This window comes from Streptomyces xanthophaeus, from assembly GCF_030440515.1.
Taxonomy (GTDB): domain Bacteria; phylum Actinomycetota; class Actinomycetes; order Streptomycetales; family Streptomycetaceae; genus Streptomyces; species Streptomyces kutzneri.
The window spans coordinates 5,462,400-5,483,932 of sequence record NZ_CP076543.1 but is presented as its reverse complement, the minus strand read 5'-3'; the positions used below and the strand labels follow the sequence as shown (position 1 = coordinate 5,483,932).

Here is a 21,533-nt window from a genome sequence, read left to right as displayed (position 1 = left end):
ACCCCTTGGGAGGGTCAGGAGGCCGGCGTCCGGGCTTCTTCGCCCTCGCCCGACGGGGCCGGTACGGCTGCTGCGGACTCCTCGCCCGCCGTCGGCTGGGCGGGCAGTTCGACCTTGGGGGCGTCGTGGGCGCCTTCCTTGCCCAGGCCGTTGAAGACCAGGTTGAGGACGATGGCGGCCGTGGCACCGAGCGTGACACCGCTGTTGAGCAGCGAGGACAGGTCAGGGTCCATGTGCTTGCTGAAGAGGACCGGGACGGTCGCGGGGAGCAGGGCGAAGGCGAGGGAGACGCCGACGATCAGCGCGTTCTTCTCCTCCTTCAGGTCCACCTTGGCCAGGGTCTGGATACCGGCCAGGGCGACCATGGCGAACATGACGGTCGCGGCGCCGCCGAGGACCCCGTGCGGGACGGCGGCGACGATCGCGGCGGCCTTGGGCAGCAGACCCAGGACGATCATGAAGACACCCGCGGCGACCACCACGAACCGGCTCTTCACCTTCGTCATCCGCACCAGGCCGACGTTCTCGGCGAAGGCCACGTACGGGAAGGAGTTGAGGACACCGCCGAGTGCGGTCGCGGCGCCGTCGGCACGCAGGGCGCGGGCCACGGTCTCGCTGTCGACCTCCTTGCCGACGATGTCACCGACGGCGTAGGTGTCACCGGTCGTCTCGACCATGGTGATCAGCATGACGATGAGCATCAGGACGATCGGGAACCACTCGAACTTCGGGGCACCGAAGTGGAAGGGGGTGGTGATCCCGATCCACTCGGAGTTGCCGACGTCGCCGAACTTCGCGTCGCCGAGCAGGAAGGCGACGGTGGTGCCGACGACCAGGCCGAGGAGGATCGAGATGCTGGAGAGGAACGGCTTGCCGATCTTCATCAGGATGAGGATGAAGAGCATCGTGCCGCCGGCGTAGGCGAAGTTCTTCGGGTCTCCGAAGTCGGGGCTGCCGAGGCCGCCGGCCGCGTCGTTGAGACCGACCGGGATCAGGACGATGCCCAGCACGGTGATCACCGTGCCGGTGACGACCGGCGGGAACAGCCGCATCACCGTCCGGAACGCCTTGGCCGGGAGCCAGGCGAAGGCGAAGGTGGCGATGCCGGCGGTGATCACCGCGCCGTAGATGACCAGCAGGGCGGCGGTACCGCCCCCGGCGCCGAGACCGATGGCGATCATCGGGGAGACCGCGGTGAAGGTCACGCCCTGGATCAGCGGCAGGCGCGCACCGATCCGGCCGATGCCCCAGGCCTGGATGATCGAGGCGATACCGCAGGTGAAGAGGTCCGCGTTGATCAGGTAGACCAGCTGTTCAGGGCTCAGCTTCAGCGCGTTGCCGACGATGATCGGAACGATCACCGCGCCGGCGTAGAAGGCGAGTACGTGCTGGAAGCCGTACAGCGCGAGCTTGGGGAGGGGGAGCACCTCGTCGACCGGGTGCGTGCTCTGCTCTCCGTCGGTGGAAAGCCGGGCGGCGACACGTGCCATCTCAGCCTTGCCCTTCAAGGTAGGTAAGTGAGAGGAGATCTGGTTATCCCTGGGCGTAGTGGGTCGCTAACCCGTTGGTACGCCAGGGTTGTCAGTGCATTCACGTTGAAGTGAATCGAAGCCGCGCTGTGTTAACGGCGCCGTCTTGTCGTGTGACCGGAATTGAACGCCTGTGGGTGGCCTCACACATATCGTCGACTTCGACAAACTGTTGACGTTCAGGCCTGCCCGATCTGTAGGTTTCTCCAGTGGTGCGCAGCTCTCGACAGGGGTATGCGCGCAACGGTGCGGAGGCGGCCGTTCCCGCCGCGCACCCGTGAAGCACCTGCCCCGTGACGTGCGGATACGGAGTTTGCAGCCCTGATGGGAGGCAAACTCGAAGGCACTGTTCCGGCCGTCCGACTGGTGGACACATCGGGCACGGAGCGTGCGCCCGCACCCTTCACACGGCGTTCACACGTCCCGAAATGGGCCCTGCGAGGCCGGATCGTTACGTCGCGGAAGGCCGTTTCGGACGGAACGGGGCCCTCCGGAGTCCACGGATCGGACACGAGCGGCCCTGCGCGATGAATTCGCACAGGGCCGCTCGCAGTCGGATCCGTTTTCGGGTCCGCGCCGGATGCCCGCCGGATCCGCCGGATCCGCCGCGGATCCGTGGAACACCCCCGTCAGGGAGCGCGTACCGCCGACAGCAGCCGGGGCACCTCGTCCGTGTCGATCCGCAGCGCCGCGCCGACCGTCGCGAGCACCTCGCGCTCGGCCGGGGTGTACGGGCCGTCCGCGAGCGCGATACGGGCCCCCTGGAGCAGGATCGATTCACGGCCCGGGCCGGCCAGGTGCGGGGCCAGCGGTTCCAGGGCCTCGTGGAGCTCTATCGACAGCGCGGCCCCGCAGCACTCCGGGACGTCGTACAGCCCCAGCCGCCCCTCGTCCGTGGAGAGCGCCTCCACGAGGGACTCCAGCTGCTCCTCGGTGCAGTCCTGGAAGCCCGCGGTCCGTACGGCGCCCACCGCGGCCTCCAGCGCGCTGCGCGAGGCCGTTCCGCCCGCGGTGAGCACGGCCAGCGCCACGGTGTGCACGGCGTCGCGCAGGAGGGCCGTGAAGCGGGTCGTGGTGAGGTGGTCCAGGACGTCGGTGGCGAAGCGCGCACGGCAGCCCTGGCACTCGATGACGGGCCCGGCCTGCCCGCGGGGCAGCAGCGGCACCCCGAGGACGGTGAACCGGCGCCGTCCGGTCCTCCTGCGGTAATTGCGGTCCCCACCGCAGGCGGGGCAGAAGAACTCCCCGTCCCCCACGGTGCTCCAGGTGGTACGGGTGCCCCAGACCGTGAGCTTCCGGCCGTCCCCACCCCGAACTGGCAGCACGTCGCACCTCCGTAACCTTCCGGCAACATCGCCGGGTGGGCGTGATGTTAGCCACATCGGTGAGGATGCGTCAGTCGTGTGACAAGACAACATGTCCCGGGCCCCGGACTTGGCCGGTCTGCGTCCCCGGCGTCCCCCCACCCCCTCCCCGCCCCCTCTAGGGTTCGCCGCATGAACGAGAAGTCCTGTCTGGTCACCGGCGCCGCGAGCGGGATCGGCCGGGCCACCGCCCTGCTGCTGGCCCGTTCCGGGGCCCGGGTGACCGCGGCCGACATCAACGGCCCCGGGGTCGAGGCCCTGCGTACGGAACTGGCCGGCGAGGGGTACACGATCACCGCGGTCGCCGGTGACGTCTCCGACCCGGAGGCCAATCGCGCGATGGTCGCGGCCGCCGTCGGGGCCTACGGGCGCCTGGACGTCGCCGTGGCGAACGCCGGGGTGCTCCCCCTCTCCGACGTACGGGAGACCAGTCCCGAGGACTGGGACCACGTCATGGCGGTCGACGGCCGCGGAATGTTCCTGACCTGCAAGTACGCGATCGAGGCGATGACGGCGCAGCCCCGCCCCGGCGGGGCCCTGGTCTGTGTGTCCTCGATCTCGGGAGTGGCCGGGCAGGCCCGCCAGGCCGCGTACGGACCCGCGAAGTTCGTGGCGTCGGGGCTGACCAAGCACCTCGCGGTGGAGTGGGCCGCGCACGGGATCCGGGTCAACGCGGTGGCACCGGGAACCATCCGTACGGAGCGGGTGATCGCGCTGCAGGACGAGCCGGGCGGGCCGGAGTACCTGTCGGAGATCGAGGGGGCGCACCCGATGGGCCGGCTCGGGGAGCCCGAGGAGGTGGCCCGCGTCATCGCCTTCCTGGCCTCGGACGCGGCCTCGTTCGTGACGGGCGTGATCCTGCCGGTGGACGGCGGCTACCTGGCCCGCTGAGCCACCACACGGGCCCACGGGGGAACGACGGAACCCCGCCCCCTCCGCAAGGGAGGGAGCGGGGTTCACGTACGGGGGATCAGCGGCCCGCGCGGTTGACGGCGGAGATGACCGCCTTCAGGGAGGCTCGGGTGGTGTTGGCGTCGATGCCGATGCCCCACAGGACACGGCCTTCGATCGCGCACTCGATGTACGAGGCGGCCACGGCGGAGGCGCCCTCGCTCATGGTGTGCTCGGTGTAGTCCAGCAGGCGGACGTCGACGCCGATGCCGTTCAGGGCGTCGAAGAAGGCCGAGATCGGACCGTTGCCGGTGCCGTTCAGGACCGTCTCCACGCCGTCCACGACCGCCTCGACGGTCAGCGTGTCCGTGCCGTCCTTGTCGGTGGCCGTCGAACCGGAGCGCAGCTGGATGCGGCCCCACGGGTTCTCGGGGTTGGGCAGGTACTCGTCCTCGAAGACGGACCAGATCGCCTTCGGCGTGACCTCTCCGCCCTCGGAGTCGGTCTTGGCCTGGATGATCCGGGAGAACTCGATCTGCATGCGGCGCGGCAGGTCCAGCTTGTGGTCGTTCTTCAGGACGTACGCGATGCCGCCCTTGCCGGACTGCGAGTTGACCCGGATGACCGCCTCGTAGGAACGGCCGACGTCCTTCGGGTCGATCGGCAGGTACGGGACCGCCCACTCGAGATCATCGACGGTGACGCCAGGGCCCTGGGCGGCCGCGTCGGCCTCCATGGCGTCGAAGCCCTTCTTGATGGCGTCCTGGTGGGAGCCGGAGAAGGCGGTGTAGACCAGGTCGCCCGCGTAGGGGTGGCGCGGGTGGACCTCCATCTGGTTGCAGTACTCGCTGGTGCGACGGATCTCGTCGATCTGCGAGAAGTCGATCTGCGGGTCGATGCCCTGGGAGAACAGGTTCATGCCCAGGGTGATCAGGTCGACGTTGCCGGTGCGCTCGCCCTGCCCGAACAGGCAGCCCTCGATGCGGTCGGCGCCGGCCATCAGGGCCAGCTCGGCGGCGGCGACGGCGGTGCCGCGGTCGTTGTGCGGGTGCACGGAGATGCAGACGTGCTCGCGGCGCGTCAGGTTGCGGGCCATCCACTCGAAGCGGTCCGCGTGCGTGGACGGCGTCGAGCGCTCCACGGTGGCGGGCAGGTTCAGGATGATCTCGCGGCCCTCGGCCGGCTGCCAGACGTCGCAGACGGCCTCGCAGACCTCCAGGGCGAAGTCCAGCTCGGTGTCGGTGAAGATCTCCGGGCTGTACTGGTAGCCGAAGGTGGTCTCCGGGCCCAGCAGCTTCTCGGCGTACTCCATGACCAGGCGGGTGCCGTCGACGGCGATCTGCTTGATCTGCTCCTTGGAGCCGCGGAAGACGACCCGGCGGAAGGTCGGGGCGGTCGCGTTGTACAGGTGGACGGTGGCGCGCCTGGCGCCGACCAGGGACTCCACGGTCCGCTCGATCAGGTCCTCGCGGGCCTGGGTCAGTACGGAGATGGTGACGTCGTCCGGGATCGCGCCCTCTTCGATGATGGAGCGCACGAAGGCGAAGTCGGTCTCGCCGGAGGAGGGGAAGCCGACCTCGATCTCCTTGTAGCCCATGCGCACCAGCAGGTCGAACATCTCGCGCTTGCGGGCGGGGGTCATCGGGTCGATCAGCGACTGGTTGCCGTCGCGCAGGTCGGTGGAGAGCCAGCGGGGGGCCTTGGTGACGCGGGCGTCCGGCCAGGTGCGGTCGGGGATGTCCACCTGCTCGTACGAGCCGTACTTGTGGATCGGCATCCCGGAGGTCTTCTGGGTGTGGGTCGCGTTCGTGATGGGCGTGGGGCGACCGACAAAAGGCTGCTGGCTCATGGCGTTGGGCTCCTCGCGTGTCCGCGTGTAGTTCGCTGGGACGGCCGACGGCGGTAGTGAAAACCGCAACACCAAACTCCGCGGGGAGGGGGTCGGCCTACGACTACAGACCCTCGCCGCGGCAGCTAAGGAGAAGCAGCCCGAAACGCATGATGGGCCGAGCCTAGCCGAGCCGCGCCGTAACGCGAGGACCTGTTTCAGTATGCAAGACCCGAGGGTCCGATTTGCACCAAATGTGAGCCAAGCCTCGCTTGCTCCCGCCAGGTCCGGTTGTTCCGTCAATCCGGCGTTACCGCTTTCAGACAAGTGAATGAATCATGGTCGCAGGTAGTGACACCGTCATGACCCACTGCCACATTGCCGGGCATGAATGCCTCCCACGCTCGCCGCCACCACCCCGTCTTCTGCACGGTCGTACCGCCGCACCTCCTCGACAAGGCCGCCCTGTCCGAGGACTCCCGCCGCGCCGACCTCGCCCAGCGCACCCTGGAGCGGGACTCCCTGCTGCGCACCCGGCGCCGGGTCACCGCCGTCCGGGGAATCGTCCCCACCCTCGCCGCGCCGGCCTCCGACGACCCGGAGCGGACGATCTACGACGCCCAGCACCGCACCCGGCTGCCCGGGACGAAGGTCCGCGGGGAGGGCGACCCGCTGAGCAAGGACGCCACCGTCAACCGCGCCTACGCAGGGCTCGGGGCGACGTACGAACTCTTCCTGAAGGGCTTCGGCCGGCGCTCGATCGACGACTCCGGACTCCCCCTGGACGCGACCGTCCACTACGACGAGGACTACAACAACGCCTTCTGGGACGGTCAGCAGATGGTCTTCGGCGACGGCGACGGGGACCTCTTCCTCGACTTCACCGTGTCGGTGGACGTCATCGGCCACGAGCTGACCCATGGGGTCACCCAGTACACGGCGAACCTGACCTACCGCGGCCAGTCGGGCGCCCTGAACGAGTCGATGTCGGACGTCTTCGGCTCGCTGATCAAGCAGTACTCGCTGGAGCAGACGGCCGAGGAGGCCGACTGGCTGATCGGGGCCGGGCTGCTCGGCCCCAGCGTCACTGGGGTCGCGCTGCGCTCGATGAAGGCCCCGGGCACCGCGTACGACGACGACGAGCTCGGCAAGGACCCGCAGCCGGCCACGATGGACGGCTACGTGAACACCCACAGCGACAACGGCGGCGTCCACATCAACTCCGGCATCCCCAACCACGCCTTCTACATCGTGGCGACCGAGCTGGGCGGCAAGGCCTGGGAGCGGGCCGGGCAGATCTGGTACGACACCCTGACCGGCGGCGACCTCACCTCCCGGGCGGACTTCGCGGACTTCGCCCGGCTCTCGACCGCGGCGGCCGTGACCCGGTACGGGGACGGCGGTGCGGAGCACCAGGCGCTCCAGAAGGCGTGGTCCGCGGTGGGTGTCCCGCTCGCGGGGTAGAGGGCTCCCCATGCGCATTCAGGTGATACGGACGGGCGGCTTCGCGGGCATCGAGCGCCGGGCCGAGGTGGACACCGCGGGCCGGCCGGACGAGAACGAGTGGCAGGCCCTGGCCCAGCTCGCGCTGCGGCCCGGTCCGCCGGGCGACCCGGCGGACCGGGTACGGGACGGCTTCTCGTACCGGATCACGGTCGACGGGCGGACGGTGGCCTGCGCGGACCCCAACCTGTCGGACGCCCAGCGGGCGCTGATCTCGCGCGTGCTGAAGGAGGGCGCCTGAGCAGGTCCGGAAAGGAGGTGCCCGCGCGGCGCCGCTTTGTTTGGATGGCCGGATGACCGACCACATGATCGATTCGACGCTGTCCGAGCTTGAGCGGTACTACGACACGGTGCCGCGGGTGGGCGGGGCCCGCGCCGAGGACTTCGGCCCGCTGACCCTGTTCGTCCAGGAGGGCGCGGGCTGGCCGTACTACGCGCGGCCCGCGCTCGGGGGCCCCGAGGCGACCCGGGCCGACGTGGAACGGGTCTGGGAGCGCCAGCGGGAGCTGAAGGTTCCCGAGGCCTTCGAGTGGGTGGCCGAAACCAGCCCCTCGCTCCGTGCCGCGGTGGAGGCGGCGGGACTCCATGTCCACGCGCACCCGCTGATGGTCCTGGACCCCTCGGCCGAAGTCCTTTCCCCGCATCCGGAAGTCCGCCTGCTCGACGCCGGCGACCCTCTGCTCGCCGCCGCGGTGACGGTCCCGTCCCTGGCCTTCGCGGCCCCGGGCACGGCGGTCGGCGAGGCGGGCCCCGCCGAGCTGGCGGCGGCGCTGACGGATCCGGCGGCCGAGGCGGGCCGGGCCCGGGTGTCCGGGAAGCTGGCAGCGGGCACCACGGTCCTGGCCGCGGCCGTACGGGACGGTGTGGTGCTCTGCGCGGGCCAGTACAACCCGGTCGGGGACGTCGTGGAGGTGGTGGGCGTCGGCACCCTCCCGTCGGCCCGCCGCCAGGGCCTGGCCCTCGGGGTCACGGCCGCCCTGGTCGCGGAGGCCCGGGCGCGCGGGGCCCGCACCGTCTTCCTGTCGGCGGGCGACGAGGACGTGGCCCGCGTCTACGCCCGCATCGGCTTCCGCCGGGTGGCCACGGCCCTGATCGCCGAACCGCAGGTGTGACGCGCCCGCTCGGGCAGCGGGCGGCATCCCTCTTTGCCGGGTCGGCAACAAAGTTTGCCGTAGGTCGCCGGGCGGGCGGAGCATCGGCCCCACCGGCACCCGTACTGGAAGAGGAAGCCATGACCGAGCACGCGCACACCCGCCCGCACACCCACCACCAGCCCGAGCCCGGGACGGCGGCGGGCGAGGAGTTCTGGGACGGCCGGTACGGGGAGAACCACCGCATCTGGAGCGGCGAGCCCAACGCCATGCTGGTGCACGAGGTGTCCGCCCTCGCCCCGGGCCGCGCCCTGGACCTGGGGTGCGGGGAGGGCGCCGACGCCGTATGGCTGGCCCGCCGCGGGTGGACGGTCACCGGGACCGACATCTCCGGGGTCGCCCTCGGCCGGGCGGCCGAGCACGCGGCGGAGGCCGGGGTCACCGACCGCGTCTCCTTCGCCCGGCACGATCTGACGGAATCCTTCCCGCAGGGGGAGTTCGACCTCGTCTCCGCGTGCTTCCTGCACAACTACGGGGACTTCCCCCGTGACGCGGTCCTGCGCACGGCCGCCGCGGCCGTGGCCCCGGGCGGCACCCTGCTGGTGGTCGGGCACGCGGGCTGGGCGCCGTGGCAGGAGGAGCGGGAGGAGGCGCACTTCCCCACGCCCGAGGAGGTCCTCGCCCAGCTGGAGCCCGTCACGGCGGGCTGGGAGGTGCTGCGGGCCGAGGAGACCGAGCGGGTCCAGAACCAGCCCGACGGAACGCCCGGGACCCGTACGGACAACGTGGTCCGGGTGCGCCGGCCCGCGTAGCCCGAGGGAACCACGGACGGACGGAACGACGAACGGACGCCGCCCCCGCACGGGGACCGGCGCCCGTTCGTCGTCGTGTCTCAGAAACCGAGCTTGCGCAGCTGCTTGGGGTCCCGCTGCCAGTCCTTGGCGACCTTCACGTGCAGGTCGAGGAAGACCGGGGTGCCGAGCAGCGCCTCGATGTGCTTGCGCGACTTCATCCCGACCTCCTTAAGGCGGGAGCCCTTCGGGCCGATGATGATGCCCTTCTGGCTCGGCCGCTCGATGTAGACGTTGGCGTGGATGTCGAGCAGCGGGCGGTCCGCCGGACGGTTCTCGCGCGGGATCATCTCCTCGACGACCACGGCGATGGAGTGCGGGAGCTCGTCCCGGACGCCCTCCAGCGCGGCCTCTCGGATCAGCTCCGCGACCATGACCATCTCGGGCTCGTCGGTGAGGTCGCCCTCGGGGTACAGCGGCGGGCTCTCCGGCAGCAGCGGCGCGATCAGGTCGGCCAGCAGCTGGACCTGGGTGTCGCCGACGGCCGAGACGGGGACGATCTCGGCCCACTCGAAGCCGAGCTCGGCGCCGAGCTGGTGCACGGCGAGGAGCTGCTCGGCCAGCTGCTTGGACTCGACCAGGTCGGTCTTGGTGATGATGGCGATCTTGGGGGTCTTCTTGATCCCCGCAAGCTCCTTGGCGATGAACTTGTCGCCGGGGCCGAGCTTCTGGTCGGCCGGCAGGCAGAAGCCGATGACGTCGACCTCGGCCCAGGTGGTCCGTACGACGTCGTTGAGGCGCTCGCCGAGCAGGGTGCGCGGCTTGTGCAGGCCGGGCGTGTCCACGAGGACGAGCTGGGCGTCGGGGCGGTGCACGATGCCGCGGACGGTGTGGCGGGTGGTCTGCGGCCGGTTGGAGGTGATCGCGACCTTGGTGCCCACGAGTGCGTTGGTGAGGGTCGACTTCCCCGCATTGGGGCGGCCGACGAAACAGGCGAACCCCGCACGGTGCGGGGCGGTGGACTCGGGGGAACGATCGCTCATACGGGCCATTCTCCCCGATGCGGCTCCCAGCGCCGACCAGATCACGGCGACAAGGGCCGGCACGGCCGTGAGCGAGGGGTACTCGGCGAGGTCCGCACGGCCCTGAGCTGTGGTTCCGTCGGCCCGGGCGCGCACCGTGACCTCGGCCCATTCCGCTCTGGGCGCGCCCTCCCAACGGGCGCCGAGCCGTACTTCCTGACCCGGCAGCAGTTCGGCGGGCAGCCCGCCGAGCTCGCGGGCGAGGAGCGGCCGGCCGAGTGCCCCGGCGGCGGTGAGGGTGGCCCGGGGGCGGAGGGTGACGTTGCCGATGTTGTGGAGCGTGTACGAGACGTCCGCGCCGGAGCCGCGCCGGTTCACGGTGACCCTCCGGACGGTGAGGGCGGGGGCGGTGGGTCCGGTCACCCGCAGGTACAGCCGGGCGGCGACGGCCTGCTCCACGCCGATCCCCCGGCCGGTGCCGGCCGCGACGGCCGGCCGTTCCTCCAGTGCCACGACGGCGCCGGGGTGGTCCCCCGGCTCCGCGCGGTCGGGGACGGTGAGGGTGAAACGGACGGAGACCGACGAGCGGGCCGCCACGGTGACCCGCTCCCGGTCGAGCTTCGCCCACGCGGCGGTGGCCAGCCGCGGCTCGTCGGGCCCGCGCAGGGCGAAGCCGCCGTCGCGGGCGGTGTTGTAGGCGTCGGCGGCGTACAGCCGGAAGGTACGGGGCCGGTCGGTGCGGTTGGTGACGGTGACGGCGTCGGTGACGTCCTGGCCGGGCGCGGCGGCGAGGTAGAAGCAGGGCCGCTGTCCGACGCCTGTCGCGGCGGGCAGCACGGACCACTGCCCGTTGTCCGCGGACTCGGCCGGCGCGGCGAGCAGGAGGACGATCCCGGCGGCAAGAACAGCACCGGCGGCAATCGAGGCGCGGGGTCCGGGGCGGAGCCCCGGGAAACGGAGAAAGGGCGGGGCGGGGAGAGCCCCGCGCAGCGGCTGCCGCAGCCGCGGGCGGCCGGTCACGACAGGGTCAGCGACAGTACCGCCGTGTACGCACCCGGCGGGGTGTACGGCGGCACCTTGAGGGTGACCGTGGCGTCGATCGTGAAGGTGCCGCCGACCAGCGGGGCGTCGGGGGTGGAGGCCAGCAGGGCCCCCTCCGGGCCGACGACGCCCGCGCTGCCCGGCGTACAGGTGCTGCTGCTGCCCGCGGCCGCCACGCACCTCGGGGTCCAGGACAGGGAGGCGCCCGGGATGCGGATCCCGCCGGGTCCGGTGAAGTCGGTGACCTTGCCGATCAGGGACCAGCCGGCCGGGCCGCCCCGGGCGTCGGTGACGGTCACCGTCCCGATCCGGCCGGGGGCTGCGCCGCCGTCGCCGTACGGGACGGCGCCCAAGGTGATGTCCTCGCCGGTCTGGGTCATGCCGAGCACGCCCGGCTCGACGGTGGCCGTGACCTTCCGGGTGGCTGAGGACGGCGGCGGAGCCGCGTCGATGACCGTGTACGCGGCCGGGCCCGAGCCCTGGCGCGCCGACCAGGTGCCGCCCTCGTAGGCGATCACCGCGGTGGTGGCCTTGTCCGTGACCGGCAGCTCGACCAGGGCCGTGCCCAGCTCGTCGGCGGTGGCGCTCACCCGGTCGGCGGTCTCGGCGGCGCCGGCCCGGCCGGCCACCGTGACGGCCGCGCCCGGCGGGAAGCCCGCGGCGGTGACCTTGACCTTGGCGCCCGGCCGGCCCTGGGCCGCGCCGAGGAAGACGGTGCGCAGGTTGGCCGTCGGCAGCGCGGTCGCGGTCAGGCGGGCGGAGACGGGAGTTGCGGATGCGGCATCGGCGGTGCAGGTGGTGTCGAGGTCCAGGAGGTGGCCGGTGTGCAGGGTGTAGCTGCCCGGGGCGAGCGTGGTCTCGCCGGGCGCGGTGACGGTGAACGTGCCGGTCATCGTGACGGCGGGGAGGGGCGCGCCCGCCGGGACGGGATCGTTGCGCTTGGCCCCGACCACCGTGACCTCGCCGGTCTGGGCGCCCGCCAGCAGGATCCGGCCGGTCGGGGTCAGCACGTCGGCGGGGAGTTCGCCGCCCGCCGGGTTGAGGGCGGGGGTCCGGACCACCTGGTAGGTCACGGTGACGGTGTCGCCGACCTGCGGGGCCGGGTTGTCGACGGTGATCCGCGCGGTGGTCGGCCCGTCCGCGGGCGGGAGCCCGGCCTCCTGGGGCGCCGGACAGTGGGTCGGGAAGTCCACCTGGCCGGGGGGTGTCTCGCCCTCGGCCGCGGCGGGCGCGCTCAGCGCGCTCCCGGTCGTGGCCGCCAGCACGGCCAGGCCCACGGCCGCCGGCCATCTCCGCTTCCGCGCCCCGATCCGCACTGCCCGCCCCCTGGGTTCCCGCGCGCCCGAGCCCGGCGCTGGGGGTCATTCACGAGCGGGGGGCGGGAGAAGTCAATGCGCGGGTCCGGCAGTAACTGATGGCCCATCAGGAGATGGCAGGTTGCCCGTCCCGTCTGCCGCACGGAAGGTGCGCCGGTAGGCCGTGGGGCTCACTCCCAGCGCCGCCTGCACGTGCTTGCGCAGGGACTGGGCCGTACCGAAGCCGCTGTCCCGCGCCACCTGCTCCATGGGCAGCTCCGTCTGCTCCAGCAGCTGCCGGGCCCGCTCCACCCGCCGGCCGACGATCCACTGGCCGGGGCTGACGCCCGACTCCTCGCGGAACCGGCGTGTGAACGTCCGTACCGACATGGCCTCCTGCCGGGCCAGGTCGGTCAGCCGGAGCGGTTCGTGCAGCCGGTCCAGCACCCAGGCGCGGGCCGCCGTGGTGGTGGCGAGCTGCGGCTCCGGCATCGGGCGCGCGATGAACTGCGCCTGCCCGCCCTCCCGGTGGGGCGGTACGACGGTCCGCCGGGCCACCTCGTTGGCGACGGCCGTGCCGTGGTCGCGGCGCACGATGTGCAGGCACAGGTCGACACCGGCGGCGACTCCGGCCGAGGTCAGCACGTCCCCGTCGTCGGTGTAGAGGACGTCCGGGTCGACCCGGACGGCCGGGAAGAGCCGCTGGAAGTGCTCGGCGGAGGCCCAGTGGGTGGTGGCGGGGCGCCCGTCCAGGTACCCGGCCGCGGCGAGTACGTAGCCGCCCGTGCAGATGGAGACGAGCCGGGTGCCGGGCCGGATGTGGGCGAGGGCCGCCGCGAGCTCGCCGGTCAGCCGGCCCTCCTCGTGGACCGGGCCCAGCTCGTACGAGGCCGGCACCACCACGGTGTCGGCGGTGGCCAGCAGCTCCGGGCCGTGCTCGACGTGGATCGCGAAGTCGGCGTCCGTGCGCACCGGCCCCGGGGCGAGCCCGCACGTGAGGATCTCGTACAGCGGCCGCCCGGCCGGGTCCTTGGCCCGCCCGAAGATCCGGTGCGGGATACCGAGCTCGAAGGGCAGCAGCCCGGTGAGGGCGAGGACGACGACCCGGTGTGCCTTCTTCTCCGACTCCATGGCCCGATCGTAGCGAAGCATGACAGTCAAGCCACTTTCGTACGGTCCCCGGGTGGCCGGAAGCTGTCGGCGTGCCCCAGACAGCCCCCGCCTCCGCTCCCGTGGACCGCCGCTCCCCACACCGGCCCGCCCGCGTCCACCGCGCCTGGTTCGTCGCCGCCGTCACCTTCGTGACGATCATCGGCGCTGCCGGCTTCGCCTCCCTGCCCGGACTGCTCGTCGAGCCGCTGCACGCGGAGTTCGACTGGTCGCGCGGGACCATCGGCCTCGCCGTCTCCGTCAATCTCGCGCTGTACGGGCTCACCGCCCCCTTCGCCGCGGCCCTGATGGACCGCTTCGGCATCCGCCGGGTCGTGGCCCTGGCCCTGCTCGTCATCGCCTCGGGCTCGCTGGCCACGGTGTGGATGACCGCGCCCTGGCAGCTGGTGCTGTTCTGGGGCGTCCTCGTGGGGCTGGGCAGCGGCTCCATGGCCCTGGCCTTCGCGGCGACGGTGACGGGCCGCTGGTTCACCGCCCGCCGCGGGCTGGTCACCGGCATCCTGACCGCGGCCGGGGCCTCCGGCCAGCTGGTCTTCCTGCCGCTGCTGGCCTGGCTGGTCGAGCACCACGGCTGGCGCCCGGCGACGGTGACGGTCTCCCTGTCGGCCCTGGCCGTCGTCCCCTTCGTGTGGCTGCTGCTGCGCGACCACCCGGCGGACGTGGGGCTCGCGCCGTACGGCGGCACGTACGCGCCGAAGCCGGCCCCGGTCCCGGGCGCGGCCCGGCGCGCCCTGCGGGTGCTCCTCGACGCGGCCCGGACCGGCCCGTTCTGGCTGCTGGCCGGTACGTTCGCGATCTGTGGGGCCTCGACCAACGGCCTGGTCAAGACCCATTTCGTGCCCGCCGCCCACGACCACGGCATGCCGGTGACGGCGGCCGCGGGGCTGCTGGCGGTGGTCGGCGTGTTCGACGTGATCGGCACGGTGGCCTCGGGCTGGTTCACGGACCGCTTCGACTCGCGGCGGCTGCTGGCCGTCTACTACGCCTTGCGCGGGGTCTCGCTGCTCTTCCTGCCGATGCTGCTGGCACCGACGGTGCGGCCGCCGCTGCTCTTCTTCATCGTCTTCTACGGCCTGGACTGGGTCGCGACCGTCCCGCCGACGATCGCCCTGTGCCGCGAGCACTACGGGGACGACGGCGCGATCGTCTTCGGCTGGGTCCTGGCCTCGCACCAGGTCGGCGCGGCACTGGTGGCCTTCCTGGGCGGCCTGACCCGCGACCTCACGGGCTCGTACGACACCGTCTGGTACGCCTCGGGCGCGCTGTGCGCGATGGCCGCGCTGATGGCGATGACGATCCGCCGCCACCGCCGCTAGCCTCCCGGCCGGGGCAACCACTCCCCCTGCGCCGGCCCGCCCCGCCGGCGTTCGAGACCCGGGCCACTTCCAGCCCCGCCGGCGTTCGAGGCGCGGGCCACTTCCAGCCTCGCCGGCGTTTGAGGCGCGGGGTCTGGGGCGGAGCCCCAGGAAACCCGGCTCCGCCGGGCACCGGGCTCCGCCCGGACCCTCGCCTCAAACGCCGGCGGGGCTGACTTTGGCCGGGCCAAGGCTGAAATGTGGCTCGGCCGAGGCTGGGATGGTGCCGCCGGCGGGGCTGACTTCGGCCGGGCGGGGAGTTGTCGGTCGGCCCCGCCGGGAGGCTAGGGGCCGGCCGGGGTCGTCGACTTCAGGGTGCCGTCCGGGGCCGCCAGGAGGACCGGGGTGTCCGGGCCGCCGAGGTCACGGACGGCCGCGCGGTCCGCCTCGGCCGGGGCGTCGGCCGCGCTGACGACGGCCGCCGCCTCCAGCGACCGCGCACCGCTCGCCACCGCCATCGCGACCGCGGTCTGCAGCGCGCTCAGCTTCAGGGAGTCGAGCGCCACCGTCCCGGCGACGTACGTGCGGCCCGTCTCGTCCCGCACCGCCGCCCCCTCGGGCACCGCGTTGCGGGCCCGGGCGCTGCGCGCCAGCGTGATGATCTTGCTGTCCTCGGGGTCGATCCCGGTGCTCTCCGTCATGGTCGAAAGCATAGGGAGCGCCACTGTCCGGCCGTGCAACGACCCCGTCGGGGCCCCCGATCAGGGCCGGTCGAGCTTCAGCCGCTCCACCCGCGGCAGCCCCGCCACCACCAGGTCGTAGGAGTCCTCGACGAGCTCACGGAGCATCGCGTCGGGGACCCCGCCCACCGTCACCGTGTTCCAGTGCCGCTTGTTCATGTGGTAGCCCGGCACGATCGCCTCGTGCTCCTCGCGCAGCCGCACCGCCAGCTCCGGGTCGCACTTGAGGTTGACCTTGAGCGGTTCCGCGTCCAGCGCCGACAGCGCGAACACCTTGCCCAGCACCTTGAACACCGAGGTCTCCGGAGTGAAGGGGAACTCCTCCACCGCCGCGTTGAAACCCAGGCAGAACGCGCGCAGTTGCTCCGGGGTCATTCCCCCTCCTCCCCCGCGGTCTCCGCCGCGGCCACCGGCTCCACCAGAACCGTCACGATCTTGTTCCGCCGGCCCGCCGGGGATTCGGCGGTCAGCCGCAGCGGACGCCCGTCCGGCAGTTCCACCACCGAGGAGGCGCCCGCGATCGGCACCCGTCCCAGCGCCTTCGCCAGCAGTCCGCCGACCGTCTCCACGTCCTCGTCGTCGAAGGCCTCGACCTTGAACAGCTCACCGAGGTCGGTGATGTCGAGCCGGGCGGTGACCCGGTAGCGGTCCTCGCCGAGGTCCTCGACGGGCGGGAGTTCCCGGTCGTACTCGTCCGTGATCTCGCCGACGATCTCTTCGAGGATGTCCTCGATGGTGACGATGCCGGCCGTGCCGCCGTACTCGTCGATGACGACGGCCACGTGGTTGCGCACCTGCTGCATCTCGCGCAGCAGATCGCCCGCGTTCTTGGTGTCCGGCACGAAGACGGCCGGCCGCATGGCGGTCGAGACCAGGTCGGCCTCGGCCTCCCGGCTGATGTGCGTCTTGCGGACCAGGTCCTTCAGGTAGACGATCCCGACTATGTCGTCCTCGTTCTCCCCGGTCACCGGGATGCGGGAGAAACCGGAGCGCAGCGCGAGCGTGGTCGCCTGACGGACCGTCTTGTACCGCTCGATGCAGACGAGGTCGGTGCGCGGCACCATCACCTCGCGCACCAGCGTGTCGCCGAGCTCGAAGACCTGGTGCACCATGCGGCGCTCGTCGTCCTCGATCAGCGATTCCTTCTCCGCGAGGTCCACCATGGCGCGCAGCTCGGCCTCGGAGGCGAAGGGCCCCTTGCGGAAGCCCTTCCCGGGCGTGAGCGCGTTGCCGATGAGGATCAGCAGCTGCGGGATCGGCCCCATGATCCGGGCCAGCGGTACGAGGACGTACGCGGCCGCGGTCGCCGTGTTCAGCGGGTGCTGGCGGCCGATCGTGCGCGGGGAGACGCCCACGGCGACGAAGGAGACGAGCACCATCACGGCGATGGCCACGAGCAGCGCGGTCCAGTTCTCGCCGAACTCGTCGAGGCAGACGTAGGTGACGAGCACCCCGGCGGCCATCTCGCAGGTGACCCGGACGAGCAGGGCCACGTTGAGGTAGCGGGTGGGGTCGCCGGCGACCTGGGCGAGCTTCTCGCTGCCGCGCCGGCCCTCCCGTACGGCCTGCTCGGCGCGGAAGATCGAAATGCGGGCGATCCCGGACTCGGCGCAGGCCGCGAACCAGGCCACCACCACCAGCAGTACCGCGCCGGTGATCAGCTGCGCGGCGTTCACGAGACGGTCGGAGCCGGGGACGGACCGGTCATGCCGCGCTCACCGCGCCAGCCGTCGACGATGGCCGCCTGGAGGCCGAACATCTCCGCCTTCTCGTCCGGCTCCTCGTGGTCGTAGCCGAGCAGGTGCAGCACTCCGTGGACGGTCAGGAGCTGGAGCTCCTCGTCCATGGAGTGCTGCGTCGGGGCTTCCTCGCCCTGCCGCTTGGCGACCTCTGGGCAGAGCACGATGTCGCCGAGGAGCCCCTGCGGGGGCTCCTCGTCGTCCTTGGACGGCGGACGGAGCTCGTCCATCGGGAAGGACATGACGTCGGTCGGACCGGGCAGATCCATCCACTGGATGTGGAGCTGCTCCATGGCGTCCTCGTCGATGACGATGACGGACAGCTCGGAGAGCGGGTGGATCCGCATCCGGGTGAGCGCGTAGCGGGCGATGTCGAGGATCGCCTGCTCGTCGACCTCGGTTCCGGACTCGTTGTTGACGTCGATCGACATGGTGCGCTGGGTTCTACTTCCGCTGGTGGCCGTTCACGGCCTGCTGGCTGTCGTCGTACTTCTCGTACGCGTCGACGATACGGCCGACCAGCTTGTGCCGGACGACATCCTCGGACGTGAGCCGCGAGAAGTGGATGTCCGGGACCCCTTCCAGGATGTCCTGCACCTGGCGCAGACCGCTCCTGGCGCCACCCGGCAGGTCGATCTGGGTGACGTCACCGGTGATCACGATCTTCGAGTCGAAGCCGAGCCGGGTCAGGAACATCTTCATCTGCTCGGTGGTCGTGTTCTGCGCCTCGTCGAGGACGACGAACGCCTCGTTGAGCGTGCGTCCGCGCATGTACGCCAGGGGTGCCACCTCGATCGTGCCCGCCGCCATCAGCCGCGGGATCGAGTCGGGGTCGATCATGTCGTGCAGTGCGTCGTAGAGCGGGCGCAGGTACGGGTCGATCTTGTCGAAGAGGGTGCCCGGCAGGAAGCCGAGCCGCTCCCCCGCCTCGACGGCGGGCCGGGTCAGGATGATCCGGCTGACCTGCTTGGACTGGAGGGCCTGGACGGCCTTGGCCATGGCGAGGTAGGTCTTGCCGGTACCGGCGGGGCCGATGCCGAAGACGATCGTGTTCTTGTCGATCGCGTCGACGTACCGCTTCTGGTTGAGGGTCTTGGGTCGGATGGTGCGGCCGCGGCTGGAGAGGATGTTCTGGGTGAGCACCTCCGCCGGCGTCTCGGCAGGCCCGTCGCCGTTGCCGTTGCCGCTCGCCTTGAGCATGGCGATCGAGCGTTCCACTGCGTCCTCCGTCATCGGCTGCCCGGTGCGGAGCACCAGCATCATCTCGTCGAAAAGCCGCTGGATCAGGGCGACTTCCGCCGCTTCACCGATCGCGCTGACCTGATTGCCCCGAACATGGATGTCGGCCTTCGGGAAGGCCTTCTCGATCACGCGCAACAGGGCGTCGCCCGAGCCGAGCACGGTCACCATCGGGTGCGTGGCCGGAACGGTGAAGTGGGCTCGCGCCTGCCCCGGCGCAGGGATGTGGGCTGTCGGTGTCTGAGTCATGGGCCGGCACTGTGGCCTGCGCATACCTCCCGCTGAGGGGCCGCGCCGATCGACGACCTCCGGAGTACCAAGCGTACGTCTCCGCCGCTGCATCCCCGAGAGGTTTTACCGCCCGATCCCGCCGCTAGACCGAGTGCCGGAAGCCGATCGTCGGTACGGCCCTGCGCCGGGCCGCCGGGGTCCCGCCCGGCGGGACCAGATCGTCCAGGAAGCCGTACCGGCCGCGCAGCTCCCGCGGGGCGTCCCGCCACCAGTGGGCCACCTCCGGCCAGCCGGGGGCCGACAGGGAGCCGCCGAACTCCTGCACCGACAGGGCCGCCGTCAGCCCGGCGAAGGCCAGCCGGTCCGCGAGCGGCCAGCCCGCCAGGGTGCCGGTCACGAAGCCCGCCACGTAGACGTCGCCCGCGCCCGTCGGGTCCAGCTCGTCCACCGTGATCCCGGGGACGTGCGCGGTCTCCCCGGTGCGCCCGTCCACCGCGTACGAGCCCTCCGCGCCCATCGTCACCACGGCGATCGGCACCTTCTCGGCCAGCGCCCGGGCCGCGGCTCTCGGACAGTCGGTCCGGGTGTAGCGCATCGCCTCGCCCGCGTTCGGCAGGAAGGCCTCGCAGTGCTCCAGGTCGGCCAGGGCCCCCAGGTCCCAGCGGCCGCTCTCGTCCCACCCCACGTCCGCGAAGATCCGCGAGCCGCGCCGGGCGGCCTCGCCGATCCACTCCTCGCCGCGGCCGGGTCCCAGCGCGGCCACGGCCGCGCGGGCCCGGGGCGGGCACTGCGGGAAGGGCCCGGGGCCCGCCGGCGGAGGAGCCTCGTGGCCGTGCGAGACCATCGTGCGCTCGCCCTCGTAGGCCATCGAGACGGTGACGGGGCTGTGCCAGCCGGGAATGGTGTGCGACATGGACAGGTCGATGCCCTCGCCCTGTTCGAGGGCGTCCCAGCAGTACTCGCCGTAGTGGTCGTCCCCGAAGGCGGCCGCCAGCGAGGTGCGCAGGCCGAGCCGGGCCAGGGCGGTGGCCATGTTGGCGACGCCGCCGGGGCTGGAGCCCATACCGCGCGCCCAGGACTCCGTACCGCGCACCGGGGCCGAGTCGAGGCCGGTGAAGATGATGTCGAGGAAGACCGTTCCGGTCAGGAAGACGTCACAGCCGGGTTCCTGGGGGTCACGCAGCGGACCGAGCGGGTCCACTGCTGCTGCGCGGATTTCGTAGTCCCGACCGGTCACGGCGATCTCCCCGTTGTTTCTCGAAGGCCCGTTTCTGCATGACGTTTTCCCGTGGAAAGCTGCCAGCCCTGCCCATCCCGGGAGGGACCAAAACCCAGTGTGGCGCAGATCACCCATGGAAAGCAGTTCGTCACTGGGACCCTCCTCGGGCCCCTAGGGCCCCTAGGACCCCTCGGGCCGCGCGCGGCGAAGACGGCCCGGGCAGGGCCCGGACCGTGTCCGCCGTCAGCCCCGCTTGGGCAGGGGCACCCGCATCAGGTCCGCGGCCACCGTGAGCTCGCCCTCGAAGCCGGCCGCGCGGGCCTGGCGCTCGAACTCGGCCGGGTCGGTGTAGCGCTGCGAGAAGTGCGTCAGCACGAGGTGCCGTACGCCCGCGTCCCGCGCCACCCGCGCCGCCTGGCCGGCGGTCAGGTGGCCGTGATCGGTGGCGAGCCGTTCGTCCTCGTCGAGGAAGGTCGACTCGATCACCAGCATGTCGCAGCCCTCGGCCAGCGCGTCCACGCCGGGGCAGAGCCGGGTGTCCATGACGAAGGCGAACCGCTGCCCGGGCCTGGGCTCGCTGACCTCGTCCAGGGTGACCTCCCCGAGCCGCCCCTCACGCTGGATCCGGCCCACGTCCGGGCCCTTGATCCCGTGCCGCGCGAGCAGCTCGGGCACCATGCGGCGCCCGTCGGGTTCGGTGATCCGGTAGCCGAAGGACTCCACCGGGTGCGAGAGCAGCCGGGCCTCCAGGACGTACGAGGCCCCCTGGGCCAGCGTGCCGTCCCCGGCCACCGGCTCCTCGCGGAGCGCGACGGTCTCCCGGTAGGCCGTGGCGTAGCGCAGCCGGTCGAAGAACTTCTGCCCCGAGGCCGGGTAGTGCGCGGTGACGGGGTGCGGGACCTGGTCGAGGTTGATCCGCTGGATCACCCCGGCGAGGCCGAGGCTGTGGTCACCGTGGAAGTGGGTGACGCAGATCCGGTTGATGTCGTGCGCGGCCACCCCGGCGCGCAGCATCTGGCGCTGGGTGCCCTCGCCCGGGTCGAAGAGGATGCCCTCGCCGTCCCAGCGCAGCAGGTAGCCGTTGTGGTTGCGGTGGCGGGTGGGCACCTGGCTGGCCGTGCCCAGCACCACGAACTCTCGTACGGACACGTGCTATCCGGGGGGCCACTGGAGGCCGCGGCCGCCGAGGACGTGCGCGTGGGCGTGGAAGACGGTCTGCCCGGCGCCGGAGCCGGTGTTGAACACGACCCGGTAGCCGTGTTCGACGATCTTCTCGTCGAGGGCGACCTGGCCGGCCTCGCGCAGTATGTCGGCGGCGACGGACGGCTCGGCCTCCACGAGGGAGGCCGCGTCGGCGTAGTGCACCTTGGGGATGACGAGCACGTGTGTGGGCGCCTGCGGGTTGATGTCCCGGAAGGCGACCGTGGTCTCGGTCTCCCGTACCACGGTCGCGGGGATCTGCCCCGCGACGATCTTGCAGAACAGGCAGTCGGCCTGCGGTTCCCCGGCCATTGCTGAGCCTCCCGTGACGGTGATCGGTCCGGG

20 protein-coding genes and 1 pseudogene are annotated in these 21,533 nt (G+C 71.9%); 6 read left to right on the top strand and 15 right to left on the bottom strand.

Annotation, left to right across the window (positions count from 1 at the left end; genetic code table 11):
* Window positions 1-14: 14 nt before the first annotated feature.
* A complete protein-coding gene (locus tag KO717_RS24340) occupies window positions 15-1,490 on the bottom strand; it encodes a nucleobase:cation symporter-2 family protein (protein ID WP_301371272.1) in 1,476 nt (491 codons plus the stop codon).
* A gap of 668 nt (window positions 1,491-2,158) precedes the next feature.
* The gene (locus KO717_RS24335; protein WP_301371271.1) at window positions 2,159-2,854 is read right to left on the bottom strand and encodes a TerB family tellurite resistance protein; all 696 of its coding nucleotides are present in this window, start codon (window positions 2,852-2,854) and stop codon (window positions 2,159-2,161) included.
* Window positions 2,855-3,025: 171 nt separating this feature from the next.
* On the opposite strand from KO717_RS24335, the gene KO717_RS24330 reads away from it, so the two are divergent.
* Window positions 3,026-3,784 (top strand): SDR family NAD(P)-dependent oxidoreductase, encoded by a 759-nt coding sequence (locus KO717_RS24330; RefSeq protein ID WP_301371270.1) that lies wholly within the window; start codon window positions 3,026-3,028, stop codon window positions 3,782-3,784.
* A 79-nt stretch (window positions 3,785-3,863) separates the two neighbouring features.
* Here KO717_RS24330 and leuA read toward each other — a convergent pair whose 3' ends face one another.
* The gene (gene leuA / locus KO717_RS24325) at window positions 3,864-5,633 is read right to left on the bottom strand and encodes a 2-isopropylmalate synthase (protein WP_301371269.1); all 1,770 of its coding nucleotides are present in this window, start codon (window positions 5,631-5,633) and stop codon (window positions 3,864-3,866) included.
* Between the two features lie 366 nt (window positions 5,634-5,999).
* Here leuA and KO717_RS24320 point away from each other — a divergent pair, with 366 nt between their 5' ends.
* The 4 genes from KO717_RS24320 to KO717_RS24305 all read left to right on the top strand — a co-directional run bounded on the left by KO717_RS24320 (window position 6,000) and on the right by KO717_RS24305 (window position 9,018).
* Window positions 6,000-7,076, top strand: a complete 1,077-nt coding sequence (locus KO717_RS24320; protein WP_301371268.1) for a M4 family metallopeptidase — start codon at window positions 6,000-6,002, stop codon at window positions 7,074-7,076.
* 10 nt (window positions 7,077-7,086) lie between these two features.
* Window positions 7,087-7,356, top strand: coding sequence for a protealysin inhibitor emfourin (locus KO717_RS24315; RefSeq protein ID WP_301371267.1), 270 nt, complete (start codon window positions 7,087-7,089; stop codon window positions 7,354-7,356).
* Window positions 7,357-7,408: 52 nt separating this feature from the next.
* Window positions 7,409-8,227 carry a GNAT family N-acetyltransferase gene (locus KO717_RS24310; RefSeq protein ID WP_301371265.1) on the top strand — a complete coding sequence of 273 codons (819 nt, stop codon included), beginning with the start codon at window positions 7,409-7,411 and terminating at the stop codon, window positions 8,225-8,227.
* 119 nt (window positions 8,228-8,346) lie between these two features.
* Entirely contained in the window at window positions 8,347-9,018 is a 672-nt protein-coding gene (locus KO717_RS24305) for a class I SAM-dependent methyltransferase (protein ID WP_301371263.1), read from the top strand.
* A gap of 80 nt (window positions 9,019-9,098) precedes the next feature.
* Here KO717_RS24305 and era read toward each other — a convergent pair whose 3' ends face one another.
* The 4 genes and pseudogenes from era to KO717_RS24290 all read right to left on the bottom strand — a co-directional run bounded on the left by era (window position 9,099) and on the right by KO717_RS24290 (window position 13,486).
* On the bottom strand, window positions 9,099-10,049 hold the full coding sequence (gene era / locus KO717_RS24300; protein WP_030384631.1) for a GTPase Era: 951 nt from the start codon (window positions 10,047-10,049) through the stop codon (window positions 9,099-9,101).
* A 495-nt stretch (window positions 10,050-10,544) separates the two neighbouring features.
* Window positions 10,545-10,856 (bottom strand): annotated as a pseudogene (locus tag KO717_RS37370) (WxL protein peptidoglycan domain-containing protein); the annotation flags it as partial.
* Window positions 10,857-11,035: 179 nt separating this feature from the next.
* Complete coding sequence (locus KO717_RS24295) at window positions 11,036-12,331, bottom strand: beta-xylosidase (protein WP_301374712.1); 1,296 nt, start codon at window positions 12,329-12,331, stop codon at window positions 11,036-11,038.
* 117 nt (window positions 12,332-12,448) lie between these two features.
* Window positions 12,449-13,486 (bottom strand): GlxA family transcriptional regulator, encoded by a 1,038-nt coding sequence (locus KO717_RS24290; protein WP_301371261.1) that lies wholly within the window; start codon window positions 13,484-13,486, stop codon window positions 12,449-12,451.
* A 71-nt stretch (window positions 13,487-13,557) separates the two neighbouring features.
* On the opposite strand from KO717_RS24290, the gene KO717_RS24285 reads away from it, so the two are divergent.
* Window positions 13,558-14,841, top strand: coding sequence for an MFS transporter (locus KO717_RS24285; RefSeq protein WP_301371259.1), 1,284 nt, complete (start codon window positions 13,558-13,560; stop codon window positions 14,839-14,841).
* A gap of 323 nt (window positions 14,842-15,164) precedes the next feature.
* On the opposite strand, the gene KO717_RS24280 is transcribed toward KO717_RS24285, so the two are convergent.
* From KO717_RS24280 to KO717_RS24245, 8 genes are all read right to left on the bottom strand, one after another.
* Entirely contained in the window at window positions 15,165-15,533 is a 369-nt protein-coding gene (locus KO717_RS24280; RefSeq protein ID WP_437184569.1) for a cytidine deaminase, read from the bottom strand.
* A gap of 48 nt (window positions 15,534-15,581) precedes the next feature.
* On the bottom strand, window positions 15,582-15,935 hold the full coding sequence (locus KO717_RS24275; RefSeq protein WP_301371255.1) for an MmcQ/YjbR family DNA-binding protein: 354 nt from the start codon (window positions 15,933-15,935) through the stop codon (window positions 15,582-15,584).
* Complete coding sequence (locus tag KO717_RS24270) at window positions 15,932-17,236, bottom strand: hemolysin family protein (protein WP_301371253.1); 1,305 nt, start codon at window positions 17,234-17,236, stop codon at window positions 15,932-15,934. Before KO717_RS24270 ends, KO717_RS24275 begins: the two co-directional genes overlap by 4 nt.
* The gene (ybeY, locus tag KO717_RS24265; RefSeq protein ID WP_301371251.1) at window positions 17,233-17,730 is read right to left on the bottom strand and encodes an rRNA maturation RNase YbeY; all 498 of its coding nucleotides are present in this window, start codon (window positions 17,728-17,730) and stop codon (window positions 17,233-17,235) included. The genes KO717_RS24270 and ybeY overlap by 4 nt, the downstream gene beginning before the upstream one ends.
* Window positions 17,731-17,743: 13 nt before the next feature.
* A complete protein-coding gene (locus tag KO717_RS24260) occupies window positions 17,744-18,787 on the bottom strand; it encodes a PhoH family protein (RefSeq protein ID WP_301371249.1) in 1,044 nt (347 codons plus the stop codon).
* 124 nt (window positions 18,788-18,911) lie between these two features.
* Entirely contained in the window at window positions 18,912-20,123 is a 1,212-nt protein-coding gene (locus tag KO717_RS24255) for a carbohydrate kinase family protein (RefSeq protein ID WP_301371247.1), read from the bottom strand.
* A gap of 108 nt (window positions 20,124-20,231) precedes the next feature.
* Complete coding sequence (locus KO717_RS24250) at window positions 20,232-21,137, bottom strand: ribonuclease Z (RefSeq protein ID WP_301371245.1); 906 nt, start codon at window positions 21,135-21,137, stop codon at window positions 20,232-20,234.
* 3 nt (window positions 21,138-21,140) lie between these two features.
* The gene (locus KO717_RS24245) at window positions 21,141-21,500 is read right to left on the bottom strand and encodes a histidine triad nucleotide-binding protein (protein WP_301371243.1); all 360 of its coding nucleotides are present in this window, start codon (window positions 21,498-21,500) and stop codon (window positions 21,141-21,143) included.
* Window positions 21,501-21,533 lie beyond the last annotated feature (33 nt).

Excerpts from the sequence above, each read along its gene's own strand:
- KO717_RS24315 (WP_301371267.1), top strand. The coding sequence starts at position 7,087 with ATGCGCATTCAGGTGATACGGACGGGCGGCTTCGCGGGCATCGAGCGC.
- KO717_RS24330 (WP_301371270.1), top strand. The coding sequence starts at position 3,026 with ATGAACGAGAAGTCCTGTCTGGTCACCGGCGCCGCGAGCGGGATCGGC.
- KO717_RS24260 (WP_301371249.1), bottom strand. The coding sequence starts at position 18,787 with ATGACTCAGACACCGACAGCCCACATCCCTGCGCCGGGGCAGGCGCGA.
- KO717_RS24275 (WP_301371255.1), bottom strand. The coding sequence starts at position 15,935 with ATGACCCCGGAGCAACTGCGCGCGTTCTGCCTGGGTTTCAACGCGGCG.
- KO717_RS24245 (WP_301371243.1), bottom strand. The coding sequence starts at position 21,500 with ATGGCCGGGGAACCGCAGGCCGACTGCCTGTTCTGCAAGATCGTCGCG.
- era (WP_030384631.1), bottom strand. The coding sequence starts at position 10,049 with ATGGCCCGTATGAGCGATCGTTCCCCCGAGTCCACCGCCCCGCACCGT.
- leuA (WP_301371269.1), bottom strand. The coding sequence starts at position 5,633 with ATGAGCCAGCAGCCTTTTGTCGGTCGCCCCACGCCCATCACGAACGCG.
- KO717_RS24310 (WP_301371265.1), top strand. The coding sequence starts at position 7,409 with ATGACCGACCACATGATCGATTCGACGCTGTCCGAGCTTGAGCGGTAC.
- ybeY (WP_301371251.1), bottom strand. The coding sequence starts at position 17,730 with ATGTCGATCGACGTCAACAACGAGTCCGGAACCGAGGTCGACGAGCAG.
- KO717_RS24255 (WP_301371247.1), bottom strand. The coding sequence starts at position 20,123 with ATGGGTGATCTGCGCCACACTGGGTTTTGGTCCCTCCCGGGATGGGCA.
- KO717_RS24290 (WP_301371261.1), bottom strand. The coding sequence starts at position 13,486 with ATGGAGTCGGAGAAGAAGGCACACCGGGTCGTCGTCCTCGCCCTCACC.
- KO717_RS24305 (WP_301371263.1), top strand. The coding sequence starts at position 8,347 with ATGACCGAGCACGCGCACACCCGCCCGCACACCCACCACCAGCCCGAG.
- KO717_RS24340 (WP_301371272.1), bottom strand. The coding sequence starts at position 1,490 with ATGGCACGTGTCGCCGCCCGGCTTTCCACCGACGGAGAGCAGAGCACG.
- KO717_RS24280 (WP_437184569.1), bottom strand. The coding sequence starts at position 15,533 with ATGCTTTCGACCATGACGGAGAGCACCGGGATCGACCCCGAGGACAGC.
- KO717_RS24320 (WP_301371268.1), top strand. The coding sequence starts at position 6,000 with ATGAATGCCTCCCACGCTCGCCGCCACCACCCCGTCTTCTGCACGGTC.